Annotated in this window: 17 protein-coding genes; all 17 read left to right on the top strand. The window is 56.0% G+C overall.

What is annotated here, in order from left to right:
- The first annotated feature begins 114 nt into the window (after nt 1–114).
- The 17 genes from ACFOLC_RS15900 to ACFOLC_RS15820 all read left to right on the top strand — a co-directional run bounded on the left by ACFOLC_RS15900 (nt 115) and on the right by ACFOLC_RS15820 (nt 13,568).
- Nucleotides 115–579 (top strand): hypothetical protein, encoded by a 465-nt coding sequence (locus tag ACFOLC_RS15900; RefSeq protein ID WP_386760247.1) that lies wholly within the window; start codon nt 115–117, stop codon nt 577–579.
- Between the two features lie 1,583 nt (nt 580–2,162).
- Nucleotides 2,163–2,615, top strand: a complete 453-nt coding sequence (locus tag ACFOLC_RS15895; RefSeq protein WP_386760246.1) for a hypothetical protein — start codon at nt 2,163–2,165, stop codon at nt 2,613–2,615.
- Nucleotides 2,616–2,726: 111 nt separating this feature from the next.
- Nucleotides 2,727–3,185, top strand: a complete 459-nt coding sequence (locus ACFOLC_RS15890; protein WP_386760245.1) for a hypothetical protein — start codon at nt 2,727–2,729, stop codon at nt 3,183–3,185.
- Nucleotides 3,186–3,292: 107 nt separating this feature from the next.
- Nucleotides 3,293–3,649 (top strand): hypothetical protein, encoded by a 357-nt coding sequence (locus ACFOLC_RS15885; protein WP_386760244.1) that lies wholly within the window; start codon nt 3,293–3,295, stop codon nt 3,647–3,649.
- A 145-nt stretch (nt 3,650–3,794) separates the two neighbouring features.
- Entirely contained in the window at nt 3,795–4,013 is a 219-nt protein-coding gene (locus ACFOLC_RS15880) for a hypothetical protein (protein ID WP_386760243.1), read from the top strand.
- Nucleotides 4,014–4,056: 43 nt separating this feature from the next.
- Nucleotides 4,057–4,587: a hypothetical protein gene (locus ACFOLC_RS15875; protein WP_386760242.1), complete on the top strand. Its 531-nt coding sequence runs from the start codon at nt 4,057–4,059 to the stop codon at nt 4,585–4,587.
- Between the two features lie 273 nt (nt 4,588–4,860).
- Nucleotides 4,861–5,523: a hypothetical protein gene (locus ACFOLC_RS15870; RefSeq protein WP_386760241.1), complete on the top strand. Its 663-nt coding sequence runs from the start codon at nt 4,861–4,863 to the stop codon at nt 5,521–5,523.
- A 78-nt stretch (nt 5,524–5,601) separates the two neighbouring features.
- Nucleotides 5,602–6,150 carry a hypothetical protein gene (locus ACFOLC_RS15865; RefSeq protein WP_386760240.1) on the top strand — a complete coding sequence of 183 codons (549 nt, stop codon included), beginning with the start codon at nt 5,602–5,604 and terminating at the stop codon, nt 6,148–6,150.
- 69 nt (nt 6,151–6,219) lie between these two features.
- Nucleotides 6,220–6,663 carry a Rap1a/Tai family immunity protein gene (locus ACFOLC_RS15860; RefSeq protein ID WP_386760239.1) on the top strand — a complete coding sequence of 148 codons (444 nt, stop codon included), beginning with the start codon at nt 6,220–6,222 and terminating at the stop codon, nt 6,661–6,663.
- Between the two features lie 69 nt (nt 6,664–6,732).
- Nucleotides 6,733–7,056, top strand: a complete 324-nt coding sequence (locus ACFOLC_RS15855; protein WP_386760238.1) for a hypothetical protein — start codon at nt 6,733–6,735, stop codon at nt 7,054–7,056.
- A 193-nt stretch (nt 7,057–7,249) separates the two neighbouring features.
- Nucleotides 7,250–7,765: a DMP19 family protein gene (locus tag ACFOLC_RS15850; RefSeq protein WP_386760237.1), complete on the top strand. Its 516-nt coding sequence runs from the start codon at nt 7,250–7,252 to the stop codon at nt 7,763–7,765.
- A 1,140-nt stretch (nt 7,766–8,905) separates the two neighbouring features.
- Nucleotides 8,906–9,328 carry a hypothetical protein gene (locus tag ACFOLC_RS15845; RefSeq protein ID WP_386760236.1) on the top strand — a complete coding sequence of 141 codons (423 nt, stop codon included), beginning with the start codon at nt 8,906–8,908 and terminating at the stop codon, nt 9,326–9,328.
- A gap of 64 nt (nt 9,329–9,392) precedes the next feature.
- A complete protein-coding gene (locus ACFOLC_RS15840; RefSeq protein WP_386760235.1) occupies nt 9,393–9,848 on the top strand; it encodes a hypothetical protein in 456 nt (151 codons plus the stop codon).
- A 79-nt stretch (nt 9,849–9,927) separates the two neighbouring features.
- Nucleotides 9,928–10,146 (top strand): hypothetical protein, encoded by a 219-nt coding sequence (locus ACFOLC_RS15835; protein ID WP_386760234.1) that lies wholly within the window; start codon nt 9,928–9,930, stop codon nt 10,144–10,146.
- A gap of 1,241 nt (nt 10,147–11,387) precedes the next feature.
- Nucleotides 11,388–11,711 carry a hypothetical protein gene (locus tag ACFOLC_RS15830; protein ID WP_386760233.1) on the top strand — a complete coding sequence of 108 codons (324 nt, stop codon included), beginning with the start codon at nt 11,388–11,390 and terminating at the stop codon, nt 11,709–11,711.
- 77 nt (nt 11,712–11,788) lie between these two features.
- Nucleotides 11,789–12,103, top strand: coding sequence for a hypothetical protein (locus ACFOLC_RS15825; protein WP_386760232.1), 315 nt, complete (start codon nt 11,789–11,791; stop codon nt 12,101–12,103).
- A 1,051-nt stretch (nt 12,104–13,154) separates the two neighbouring features.
- Nucleotides 13,155–13,568, top strand: a complete 414-nt coding sequence (locus ACFOLC_RS15820; RefSeq protein WP_386760231.1) for a hypothetical protein — start codon at nt 13,155–13,157, stop codon at nt 13,566–13,568.
- Nucleotides 13,569–13,754 lie beyond the last annotated feature (186 nt).

The raw sequence follows: 13,754 nt of genomic DNA, 5'->3' as shown, positions 1-13,754 counted from the left end.
GTCGGGGCTGTCAGTTTGCCGACTCCATCAGCACCGCCGTATAACAAGTCATTCAAGCCGAAACCGCTTCGCGGTTCGGCTTAATTCCGGCGTTAGGTGCGTGGGGAGAGTTCAATGGAGCACAACCTTGAAAAGCTCAAAGCGCACATCCTGCCTCTTTCGCGCTCAGATCGCTTCGAGGTAGCTCGTACGGAGTGGGATCTGATCGGAGTAGAGATCACGGAGGACTTCGACAATTGCCCGTGCGGCCAAGAGATCAAAGAGCATTGCTACATTACAAACCGCATTACCGGAGAGTCCACGTACGTCGGCAACGTTTGTATTAATCGGTTCATTGGCATTGACACAGGAACCTTGTTTGATGGCCTTAAGCGCATCGCCAAAGACCCTCACGCAAACGCCAACCTTGACGTGATCAAGCATGGCCTAAAGCTCGGCTTCATCTACGAGTCTGAGTACAGTTTTCTCGTCGAGACTCGCCTAAAGCGCAAACTGTCACCCAAGCAACTGGAATGGAAACGCAAGATCAATCGGCGTATTACACAAAAGATCGTGGTGCGGCGTCGCACACGCACCTAACAATTCGTTCAAGCCGAACTTGCTTCGTTACGGCAAAAGCGTGGCAGAAAAAGCTTGCCACGCTTTTGCCTCCACTACGCAAGTCGGCTTAACTCAGGCGTTATGCGGCACCGGCGAAAGATTTTCTTGTTGGGTTCCTTCGGCCACTCTCTCGCATCGTTGCGGGCCGGCTCCGGTTAGCGGTTCTACGGCTTCCCGCGCCGGATCGGTCGCGCCTTCGCTCGTTCGGCTGTGCCATTGCCGCGCACCCGCCTCCTTGGCCTCGGTCGCACCCCGCGTCCCGGGCTGCGGGGCAAGCCCCACATCAGCGGCTGTGGCATGCTTGGCTCGCGGGTCGCCTTGGGGAGTGGCGGTTCAACGTTCTCAGCCCCTCGGGCCGTGCCGCATAACAAGTCATTCAAGCCGAACATGCTTCGCATGTCGGCTTAATTCCAGCGTTAGGGCTCACACCGGATTTTCTCGTATGGACATAAAAGACTGGAAAGAGCGGCCGTTCGTCTCTCAAGATCAGATGTCGGTTTACTCTGCCCGAGATCGAGACACGGCGCGAAAGTATGGGCCCATTGTCAAAGCCGCGGAGATATCAAACCGAGACTACGGTTACCGCTACAGCAAACTCAGCTCAAGCCAAACGATGCAACCACCACCAAGCAGTCATATGCACATTTTTATTGGCTACTTGGTCGTGCGCAAACTGGGAATGCCTGATCAATACGAGACCTGGATGCCAGACCATGTGTTTGAAGAGCTGTACGTCGTGGCTACTAGTGAGCCCTAACAATTCATTCAAGCCGAAGCCGCTTCGCGGCTCGGCTTAATTCAGGCGTTAGGCCGCTTAAAGCCTTTGTCTTGTAGTGGGTCGCGCCTGCGTATCCGCGCTTCGCTCAGCTTCTTGCTCTGCGGCGTTTTGTCAGTTCTAGACTGACGGCCAGTTGCGCTTACTTATCCTCGCGGTGCGCCCCAACTTTCCGTATCGCCTTCGGCAGCATCTTGGGCAAAGCACCGGGGAGGGTTTTCATCGGGTCGCGCTCCGGCATCGGCGCTCTCGGCTGGGAAAAGCAACTCCGGGCTAGTCCGTCGCGTCTTTCGTGCCCGGCGTTTGGCCACTGCGGCGCCCTAACAATTCATTCAAGCCGAACCCGCTTCGTGGCTTGCTCGCTTCGGGGAGTTGCCGGTTATCATCGGCTTCGGAAGCTGCCCGGTGCGGGTCGGCTTAATTCAAGCGTTAGGCCCCGTACCGTTGCGTTGCGGCCTTCTGGCATCGACAGTTCAATGCAACCTGATCGCTTGCGGGGCTCGGCTTCGGTTGCTGCGCCATTCGCCTCCGGCAAGTTTGCGGGTAAAGCCCCATTCGCTTCGGCCGGTTCGCGTGACACCTCCACGCGGATTCCCGGTGGTGATACGTTACTGGCTCACGGAAAAGTCGCTGGTTCATCGCGGCCGCCGTGCGCGGGCTCCGGGGAAGTTACGGGGCCTAACAATTCATTCAAGCCGAAGCCGCTTCGTTCCGGCAAATGCGGCAGAAAGAGCCTGCCACATTTGCCTCCACTACGCGTCTCGGCTTAACTCAGGCGTTAGCCCTTATGACCCAAGAATCGTTTCGCCATTGGCAAGGCAAATCCATTGACCAGAAGCAATCCGCATCGACACTTATGTTCGGTCTTAGTGCGGGCTCCCTAGCCTTCACCGCTTCGCTCCTTGATGGCGTGACTGCGTACATTGGCTGCTTTCAGTCTGTTCTTTTCCATTTGCACGGCGCTGTTCAAGTGTGCTCAATCGGTGCCGGCGTACTTTTCTCACTCAATCGCGTTCGTGACTTCGACCTTACCGCTCAAGTCGCACGCAAACGCGAGAACAATCACGTGGACCCGGCCCTCAAGGCCATGAGGGAAACCCTACGAAAGTTGGGCCGCATCACACGGCGGCTATACTTTTTCCAAGGCATCTCTTTTGTTGTTGGCGTTTTGTTGTTCCTTTGGTTCGTTTTGGTTCGCCACGGTGCGGCGCTGTACCCCAGCATCCCGGCGGCGGGCTAACAATTCGTTCAAGCCGAAACCGCTTCGTTACGGCAAAGGCATGGCAGGAAAAGCTTGCCATGCCTTTGCCTCCACTACGCGGTTCGGCTTAACTCAGGCGTTAGGGCGCACATGGCAGATAACGAAGATCTGAAAGAACTGCAGAAGCTCCACTTTGAGAGCCACAATAAGTACGTGTACTTCCTGCTAGCCGCGACGGGCGCGGCACTTGGTTACGCCCTGCAGAAACTTGATGGCCTTCCGATCACGTTTTGGGTTGCACCAGGTCTTTTCGCTGTGTTCTGCTGGCTTGCGAGCTTCTATGCAGGCTGCATGCGCATCACGTGGACTCATCGCGCTATGCATGCAAATTTTGATTCGCTTCAGTTGCAGCGCGGCATCCATCTTCGGCAGCCCGATAGTGCATCAGAGACTCAGCGTGTTATCGAGCTGCGGAAAGGCCACACACTAGAGAACCTGGGCCGGTCATCTTTCTACATAAAGCTGCAGTTTTGGCTTTTGACAGCCGGGCTACTCGCATTTGTTGTCTGGCGTATTCTTGAAATGCTGCGCGTCAAGGGTGCGCCCTAACAATTCGTTCAAGCCGAAACCGCTTCGTTCCAGCAAAATGCGGCACAAACAGCGTGCCACATTTTGCTTCCACTACGCAGTTCGGCTTAACTCAAGCGTTAGGCCGCATGAAGCCTTCATGGAAATTCATTGCAATGTTCGCTATATCCGCCGCTCTTTCGGGTTGCGACACCTGCAGCAATGAGGTCGTTCAAACCGTGCTTTCACCATCTGGGCAGCGCAAGGCGATCGTGTTTAATCGTAACTGCGGCGCGACGGTTGGATTCAATACGCAACTCTCAATCATTCCGGCTCATGATGACTTGCCTCCTGACTCCGGCAATACACTTGTGCTTGATGGCACCATTCCACTTCGGATGAAGTGGCAGTCAGACTCAGATTTGACTGTGCTCTGGTCCGGATCAGCCAAGATTTTCGAGCAGCAAAGGTCAGTGGGTGATGTTTCGGTTACATATCGTGATTGATCTGCGGCCTAACAATTCGTTCAAGCCGAACCCGCATCGGGGCGTCGCCTGGGTGCTTTTCCGCTACGCTAGCACCCAGTCGTCACCCCGCTACGGGTCGGCTTAACTCAGGCGTTAGGCCGCTCATTCCGCCACCGGGCACCCCATGGAAAACGCACTCAAACTCATGCTGTTCTTCCTGGGCTCGGCTGGGGCATTCTTTGCTTTGGATAAGCTCATTGGCGCTTTTGGCGTAACCAGCACCAAGGCCAAGAACGCGCTAGCTTTCGGTGGCGTCGCGCTTCTTGTCATCGCCTTCTTTGCCATCTTTGGCTTTGATGGTAGCTACCAAGTCCAAGATTGGTCAGAGCGCGCCAGACGATGAAAGCTCGCAGACAGCGCGGCCTAACAATTCGTTCAAGCCGAACTTGCTTCGTTACGGCAAAGGTATGGCAGAAAAAGCTTGCCATACCTTTGCCTTCACTACGCAAGTCGGCTTAACTCAGGCGTTAGGCCCCGAAGGAGGCACATTGGGCGCGTCAATGACTCACGAGCTTACTGTGCAGATCGTGGCGACCGTAGCGTCAGCCTTGATTCTTGCCACCCTGAAGCCGGTTGGGGAGTGGCTCACCAAATGGGCGCAGCGCCAGACACACTCATTCAAGCAACGCTTGACGGCTGCATCTAAAGTCCGCCTTATCGCCACTGTTCGCTACTGTGCCTTCATTGGCATTGGCGCAATTAGCATCCCACTCAATGGCTATTTTCTGTGGCGACAGACTCACGAGCTCGGCCCTGTGACAAGGATCGACGTTCTTGAGATCGTTGTATCGTTCGCCATCCTGGTCTACTGGATTGTCTACACGCTGTACATGTACAAGAAATACAGCATCTCAGACTACATGCCAGCGGGGCCTAACAATTCATTCAAGCCGAAGCCGCTTCGCGGCTCGGCTTAATTCAGGCGTTAGGTGCCATGGACAGTTCACAGAAGGCCCCAACCAAAAGCATGGCTGTTCTTTGCAGCTTGGCCGAACTTCCAGATGGCGGCTTACGGGTAGTTCTTGATGACGCACGTAAAGGCCATGAGTCCGGTACATGGGCTTACCACAGCTTGTTTACCTTCAAGGACTACGCACCTGGCAGTCTCAATGACCTAGCCGGGCTTCCCGAGACTGAGCTAGCTAATTTTGGTTACCACGTGCTGGCTCGGTTGCTTGCGAGCAACGGGCTTGGCACCTAACAATTCGTTCAAGCCGAACTTGCTTCGTTACGGCAAAAGCGTGGCAGAAAAAGCTTGCCACGCTTTTGCCTCCACTACGCAAGTCGGCTTAACTCAGGCGTTATACCTCACTGGGGAGAGAGTCGTAATGCGGAAACTTCTTACAGCAATCAGCGTCTTGGCTCTGCTATCTCTTGCTGCTTGTTCAAATCCATCAATCGTGCGGGTTAAGAGCGATCAGATTGCCGCAGCCGCGATTCGCACTGTTTACGTGCCGAGATTTGAGGGCAATCCCGAGTTCGTCGAGGAAAGCACCGATATGTTCGTGTCGGAGCTGGAGACGCGGATTTCCGCCAAAGTGGTTCAAGGCGCATCCCTCAGACTTGAGGGTCCCGACATCGCATCAGGCGGCAATATCGCTGACACGGATTACGCAATTGCTGCGGCAAAGAGAGCCGGCGCTCAAGCCGTCATTCTCGGCAAGGTCACGAGCCATAAAGACGGCGCCACACTCAATGGATTCGCTACCGTTCGCATCATTGACGTAAACAACGGCAATGTAATTGCGTCGTTCCACCGGCCCAGCGGAAAGCTCATGGCGTGGAGCGAACATCAAACAGTTATGGCCGCAGTCCAGCGCGTCGCCGAAGATGCGGCCAAAGCACTGAGGTGAGGTATAACAATTCGTTCAAGCCGAAGCCGCTTCGCGGCTCGGCTTAACTCAGGCGTTAGACCTTAAGGAGACACCTTCGTGAGTGACGAACTCCCCGAGATTCACGAGCGTGTTACCGCGGGTAGACTCCTATCGCTCGTTGCAGCTCATGTAAGCGAGCACATGGGCTCATTTGGCAATTGGCTACTTGTGGGCGTTGGCGCGACATATTCCCTAGTTCTCGCCAACCTTGCTTCAGTGCAGCAGTTCGTATCGCTTTGGTCCATTCGGACAGGTCTGCTCTTGTTACTCGCCGCGGTCATTCTTGGCGTACTTCAGCGCTGGCTTGCCGCTATTGTCAGCGCCAGCTCGGCGGCCGCGGAGAAATCCGACAAGATTGGCCATGCTTTAGCAGAGCAAGACATAGACATTGACTTTCGGGCCCTGTTTCGGGAGATGGAGCGTGGGATCTACTATCCGGCCAAGTGGATCGTAAGGCGTAGCTTCAACAAGGCCATGAGCGGAGACTTTGCCGCCGCAGGCCGCATGAGTGCAGGCATTTCCCAAGTTCAAAGTTTTCTAGTACTTGCCCAAGCGGGATTTGCAATTGCGGCAATAGCGACCATAGCTCGTGGCGTTAAGGTCTAACAATTCATTCAAGCCGAAGCCGCTTCGCGGCTCGGCTTAATTCAGGCGTTAGGGCTCAGGGGGAGACTCATGTGGATTCTTGTAAAAGCCGCTGTCTTGGTTGCGTCATTAGCTGTGCCCAGTTTTTCGTCCGCTGCTGAGTCGCCGGCCAAGTACACGGCTGGTGAGTTGTTGTCGCTGTGCTCCGGTGATGGTTCTAGCAGCGAAAAATGCGCGTTGTTTATCGCTGGCGTTCGTTCTGGCATGCAAGTGCAACGGGAGTTCATCGGCTTCAACCTCGCAAAGAGGGGGCCTGGTCTATCGCCTGAAGGGCAAGCCGACCTGCTTCTTGCACTCACACTCAATGAGCCACTGTGTTCCAGTAGGCCCGTCACGCAAGAGCAACTTGCTGAAGCCTTTGTTGCCAACATGCAGACAGATACGCAGCGCCCCCACCTTTCGGAAACCAATGCTGGCACAGTTCTGTTGCTGGCTTGGCGGCAGGCTCATTGCCAGAAATCGGCTGAGCCCTAACAATTCATTCAAGCCGAACCCGCTTCGCGGGTCGGCTTAATTCAGGCGTTAGGGCTCACAGGGGGAGTTATGTCGAGCTTTGAGTTCACGGTAAATGAATCGTTCTTGGAGGGCTCCGGCCATCCAATCACCATTCCCAAGAGTCAACTCGCATATCCGGCCTTTCGCGCACTCGACCTAGACCACAAGCATGTCGTTGTAGTGCTTCCGCATGGCGAGAGATTCGAGGCTGAGATCTATCACGGCGAGGCCGGCTATGGGGAGTACTACCAGCTGCGCTTCAATGGCAATAGTCGCACTCTGCCAAACTACCTCAAGCTCAATGATCACCTTCTTGTCTTCTTGGCCAAGGCTGCAGGCAAAAGCCATGCAATTCTGGAGTACAGGGCGTGAGCCCTAACAATTCGTTCAAGCCGAACTTGCTTCGCTACACCAAACACATGGCAGGTTAAGCTTGCCATGTGTTTGGCTCCGCTACGCAAGTCGGCTTAACTCAGGCGTTAGGCGACTGATGGAAAAGGTTCCGTGCTCAAAGTGTAGTGTCAACATTCTTCCGACTACCGCTGCGAAGAACGGCGGCCTGTGCATGCCATGCGCCACCGGAACCCGTGAGTCGATCGAGGCCTCGAAGGAGCACTACACAAAGCAGCGAGAACTTGATCGAACCGATCCGGTGCGCATCCTTTGGCGCTCTTTGGTTGCGCGAATGCATCACACCGATGGCGGCTATCTGAGCCTCTCGGATGCGGAAAAGCGCTATGTTGCTGTGGGACTTCTGGACGGAGAGGTCTATAACGGCGGCTTCGATCAGTATTTCTTCAACAGTGCCTCGTCCTATTACAGCGACGCTCTTCTCGGCCTAGAGGGGATTGGAGCAACCACGTCATTGGAACTATTGCTGAAAGCAAAGAAAATAGTCTTTGGGTTCGACTCGGTTCCCGTCGACACATCCGCAAGGCGACAGATTTCTCGCCCACTATCGGCCTCCCAGTCCAGCCGGTTGGATCATCTGGACAAGCTGTTTTGGGCAGATCCAGATAATTTGAGTGACCGCATTGAAGCATTTCTTCGCAGGCACAGCCTTATCCGGGACGTCGCCTAACAATTCATTCAAGCCGAAGCCGCTTCGCGGCTCGGCTTAATTCAGGCGTTAGGCGGTGCTGCTCAAACAGTTCGGCGGCCCGCTCCTTCGGCAACATCCCCACGTGTTGTTCTAGTCGCGGACTGTTCGGTCGCCGGCTCCGGCCGTTCTTCTTCGGCAAGCGCGCAAGCTCTCTCAGTTCGCAGGCTTGGCTGCTCGGCGTAATGATTGCGGGGCCATCTTCGGCCGCATGGCGCGCCGTGGCTTCTCGGTAAAGCGTCGCTCGTCGCAGGCTGCTAGTCTTTCGGTTGGGGCGGCGCTGTCGCAGGCGGCGTTTGCAGTTGTCGCAAACGTCCGGGGCAGCACCGCCTAACAAGTCATTCAAGCCGAACCCGCTTCGTCCCTTCGTTGAAGCATGTCGTTGGTGATGTTGCATCGGCACCCGGTCTGCGCGTTGCGGGTCGGCTTAATTCCGGCGTTAGACCTTTGCAAAAATAGATTCGCCGTTGGTGTTTGCTTCGGCCACATCCTCAGCGTTTGCAAATGCTCGACTTCGGCTACACCCCGCCTCGGGGTTCCTGGGTAAAGCACCGCATTCCCGCGATTGGCCGGCCTACTTGCTTACGGCCAGTTCCAGTGAGAGTCTTTCGCTAAAGCAAGGGGGTTGGAACGGTGCTGGTTGCGCCGGTCTAACAATTCATTCAAGCCGAACCCGCTTCGTGACTTCATCGGAATCGGGCATCACTGGGCGGGTCGGCTTAATTCAGGCGTTAGGCCCGTCAAGAGCGAAGGTCGCAACTGTGGCAATAGGCAAGAACAGCGGCTTGGAGTTGAAGGATTGCCCCGCTTGCCGAGGCACGGGCAAGGTGAAATGCCCTGACTGTGGTGGCAAGGGAAAGCCTTTTGACTGTCAAACTTGTTGGGGAATCTCCAGTGAGCCCCGCGAGGGTCGTCGTGTTCCATGCTCCAGATGCAAAGGTAAAGGCCATGTCACTCGTACATAGTCGGGAGACGGGCCTAACAATTCGTTCAAGCCGAACTTGCTTCGTTACGGCAAAGGTATGGCAGAAAAAGCTTGCCATACCTTTGCCTTCACTACGCAAGTCGGCTTAACTCAGGCGTTAGGCATCACATCACACTACACGGGGGATCACTATGAACATGCTAAAGAAGTCTTTCATCGTCGGCCTTGCGGTCATTGCCTCGGCCTGTGCGTCGTCTCACGTCCTTGTTGGCACCGCTCGTGAGCCAATCGAGCTAGAGCAAGTAAAGGTCTACCTTGAGCCACCTACCAAGTATGAAACAGTCGCTCTGCTTGAGGCTTCTGACCTTGGTGCAAATGGATTCTCTGCACAGAGCAGAATGAACAAGGTCATGAAGCGCTTAAAGGCTGAGGCCGCCGACCTTGGCGCGAACGGAATTCTTCTACAGGGAATTGATACTCAGCACACCGGATCTATTGGCAGCGGATATGCCAACACATCTATTTCCGGAAACTCCGCTTATACGTCAGGAGTGGGTTATTCCGCCGCACAGGTGAGCAAGGTGGGTAAAGCCATCGCAATTTACGTTCCAACCGAGTGATGCCTAACAATTCATTCAAGCCGAACCCGCTTCGCGGGTCGGCTTAATTCAGGCGTTAGGCCCCATGACTGACCTTGTCGAAACCGGAAAGGAACTGTACCGAGACGGCGCCGCCCACGCACTGGCCGGTTACCAGATGATCGAAGAATTGCTAAAGACCTACATCGGGAACCACTTCGAGATAGTTAGAAGCCTCGTGGATGGTCGGGTGCATTTCGGCTTCCGCAAAGAAGATTACAAACAAGCTCCTCTTGGCCGCCTGCTACAGGTATTCGCAAAAATATGCGACGACACCTCGCTGGTAGATGCTCTCCGCGCAGAACTTCCTCATCGCGACCACGTCGCACATCAGTCGTTGCTTATACTTTTTGCAAAGTCACAACCCAGCGCGGAGCAGCTAAGCGATCTGCTAACCGAGCTGGGCAAGCGACATGCGTCAGTTCAGGCGGTCATGCTTCAGCTCCACGCGGCACATGAAGCACTCATTGCCCCCTATTCCAACGCCGAGAATGGGGCCTAACAATTCATTCAAGCCGAAGCCGCTTCGCGGCTCGGCTTAATTCAGGCGTTAGGCCGCTCATTCCGCCACCGGGCACCCCATGGAAAGCGCACTCAAACTCATGCTGTTCTTCCTGGGCTCCGCTGGGGCATTCTTTGCTTTGGATAAGCTCATTAGCGCTTTTGGCGTAACCAGCACCAAGGCCAAGAACGCGCTAGCTTTCGGTGGCGTCGCGCTTCTTGTCATCGCCTTCTTTGCCATCTTTGGCTTTGATGCTAGCTACCAAGTCCAAGATTGGCCAGAGCGCGCCAGACGATGAAAGCTCGCAGACAGCGCGGCCTAACAATTCGTTCAAGCCGAACTTGCTTCGTTCCAGCAAAAGCGTGGCAGAAAAAGCTTGCCACGCTTTTGCCTCCACTACGCAAGTCGGCTTAACTCAGGCGTTATGCGCGGTTGAATTGTCTTGTGTGGTGCAACGCAATTGCGGCATGGCGTTTGGTGACCAATCGGCTTCGGCAACATCTGGCAGGCGCGTCGGGCTTGCGGCTAGTAATGGCCCCGGAAAGTTGTTCGCCCCGTATTGTTTCTGGTCTACGGCCAGTGACAGCCCCGGATCGTCTGCCGCCCCGGAAAGACGCGCCACGGGCTTCGGGCAAAGCGCCTGGCCGCCGATCGGTGTCGCTACGACCCGCTGTCCCCGGCCTCCCGGCCATCCGTGAAAGTAAATCCCCGTTGCATTCCTAGCTTCGTTCGGCTTACGGTGGCGCATAACAATTCGTTCAAGCCGAACCTACTTCGTTACGGCAAACCCGTGGCAGGAAAAGCTTGCCACGGGTTTACCTTCACTACGCAGGTCGGCTTAACTCAGGCGTTATACGGTGGTGCAAAAACATTGCCGTGGTTTTTCCTACGGCAACGCTGTCGTGTCTTCGACGGTCGGCGCCGGTCAGCAATCCTCCCGATTCCGGCAATCGTGCAGCTCCCGGCTCCGCCACTCGTGTTGCCGGCCTGCGGTGCTCCTGTTCTCGGCGGCTCCGGTCACTTCCCGCCGCAAGCCGTCCGGGCAAAGCCTCCTCGCCGTGCGTGCTAGTGTGCCGGCTGGCGCGGGGTGCTCTGGGGTTGGGGCTGTCAGTTTGCTGGCTCCATCAGCACCGCCGTATAACAAGTCATTCAAGCCGAAGCCGCTTCGCGGCTCGGCTTAATTCCAGCGTTATGCGGTGTTGCAAAAGCATCCCCGTAGTTGCTCATTCGGCCAGCATTTCGCGCTGTGCCGGTTCGGCTCCGGGTAGCGGCCCCTGCTCTCACCGCCATCGTGTCGGCCATCACTTCGCCACTCGTGCTGTTACGGTTTGGCGTCCCGGTTGTCGGCGGCTTCGGGCACATCACGAGTCGCGGGTTCTCGGCAAAGCTTCTACTCGGCAATTTGGTACTGTTCGCTCGGGGGCGGTGCTGCGGTTGTGGCGGGGGCAAGTTCTTCCCGCTCTTCCGGCAATCACCGCATAACAAGTCATTCAAGCCGATGCCGCTTCGCGGCACGGCTTAATTCCGGCGTTAGGCCTCATGTTCAATCCACTTGCATTTGCTGAAACAAACCTGGGCAGAGCCGGCTGGCTCTTGGCGCTGGAGATCCTCGGGGGAGCCGCTGCAGCCATGGTTCTCTCCGAACTCGGCTACTCCAGCGATATCGCAATCATTGTGGTCTGGCTTCTCAATACCGCCACCGCATGGTTCATTGGTAAGGCTGCGGCAGCCCAAGGGAAGAACCAATGGCTATACGGCTTGCCTTCACTGGCGCCACCTATTGCTATATGGCTGTTCTTCAAGCTCCACAGCTATGACGCCATGCAGAGGCTGTCCCTCAATAGTGCAGGCCCTCGCAAATGAGGCCTAACAATTCATTCAAGCCGAAGCCGCTTCGCGGCTCGGCTTAATTCAGGCGTTAGGTTTCACAGGAGAGTTCAATGCAGCCTGCTTTCAATCAACCCCAAGGTGGCTACGACGCGGAGTTGCTGTGTCCAAGCTGTCAAAGCAACTACCTACATCATCACCGCGTCGAGGTCTTTGAGCGCGGAGAAGATCAGGCTCATGGCATTCATTTGACTGTGCAAGACGGTGCCGTCTCAACCGACACATCAATGGCCAACAACCCAAGCTCACGCCGTCACGGGCTTGTCATCCACTTCGAGTGCGAGATTTGTCATACACAATCAGCACTTAGCATTGCTCAGCACAAGGGCAACACCCATGTCAGCTTTGCCGGCAAGGGTGAAACCTAACAATTCGTTCAAGCCGAAACCGCTTCGTTCCAGCAAAATGCGGCACTGAAAAGCGTGCCACATTTTGCTTCCACTACGCGGTTCGGCTTAACTCAGGCGTTATGCGGTGTTGCAAAAGCATCCCCGTAGTTGCTCATTCGGCCAGCATTTCGCGCTGTGCCGGTTCGGCTCCGGGTAGCGGCCCCTGCTCTCACCGCCATCGTGTCGGCCATCACTTCGCCACTCGTGCTGTTACGGTTTGGCGTCCCGGTTGTCGGCGGCTTCGGGCACATCACGAGTCGCGGGTTCTCGGCAAAGCTTCTACTCGGCAATTTGGTACTGTTCGCTCGGGGGCGGTGCTGCGGTTGTGGCGGGGGCAAGTTCTTCCCGCTCTTCCGGCAATCACCGCATAACAAGTCATTCAAGCCGATGCCGCTTCGCGGCACGGCTTAATTCCGGCGTTATGCGGTGTTGCAAAAGCATCTTCGCAGTTGTTCCTTCGGCCAGTTCGTCTCGTCATGCCGGGCCGGCTCCGGGTAGCAATCCCTACCCTCGCCGCCATCGTGACTATCACCGCTCCGCCGCTCGCGCTGTTGCCTCCTGGTGCTCCGGTTGCTGGTGGCTCGGGCACATCACGCGCCGCGGGTTCTCGGTAAAGCTTCGTCCGGTAATTTGGTAGTGTTCGCTCGGGGGCGGTGTTTCGGCTGTGGCGGGTGCAAGTTCTTCCCACTCTTCCAGCAATCACCGCATAACAAGTCATTCAAGCCGATGCCGCTTCGCGGCACGGCTTAATTCCGGCGTTATGCGCGGTTGAATTGTCTTGTGTGGTGCAACGTAATTTCGGCGTGGCGTTTGGTGGCCAATCGGCTTCGGAAACATCTGGCAGGCGCGTTCGGCTTGCGGCGGGTTATGGCCCCGGCAAGTTGTTCGCCCCAAGTTGCTTCTGGTCTGCGGCCAGTGTCAGCCCCGGATCGTCAGCCGCCCCGGAAAGACGCGCCACAGGCTTCGGGCAAAGCGCCTGGCCGCCGATCGGTGTCGCTGCGCCCAACTGCCCCCGGCCTCCCGATCATCCGTGAAAGTAAATCCCCGTTGCATTTCTGGCTTCGTTCGGCTTACGGTGGCGCATAACAATTCGTTCAAGCCGAACTTGCTTCGCTACATCAAATACATGACAGGAAAAGCTTGCCATGTATTTGCCTCCGCTACGCAAGTCGGCTTAACTCAGGCGTTAGGCCTCATGGAAGATTTCTCGATGACCACAAACAACACTGCTCGCTTCAAACCACTGGCAATCATCTTTCTTGTGTCGTTGATTGTGGCCATTGGCTTAGGTTTCTTCGGGCCCAGGCTGCTGGCACCACTCGGGCCGGCCGGTTCTACGTCCTACAACCCACTGTGGCTCGTGTACACATCGTGGGCGTTCGGTCTCATCGCAGTGGTTACGGTTCCTTTTGCTTGGCGCTGGCTGTATCGGCGCCACTCGTAAACTCTTAGGCGTTGCGTTGCAACTTGCTTCTTCGCATTGGCTGTTGCGTGAGGCCTAACAATTCATTCAAGCCGAAGCCGCTTCGCGGCTCGGCTTAATTCAGGCGTTAGGCCCCACGCGGCTTTCTTGGGGTCTATGGCATGCAATTTCTGCGCGCGCTCTGCCGCCCGCTATCGCGCACGGCTC

It is taken from the genome of Lysobacter cavernae, from assembly GCF_042648505.1.
Lineage (GTDB): Bacteria > Pseudomonadota > Gammaproteobacteria > Xanthomonadales > Xanthomonadaceae > Lysobacter_L > Lysobacter_L cavernae.
The sequence above is the reverse complement of the archived record's forward strand: the minus strand, read 5'-3'. Positions and strand labels throughout refer to the sequence as shown.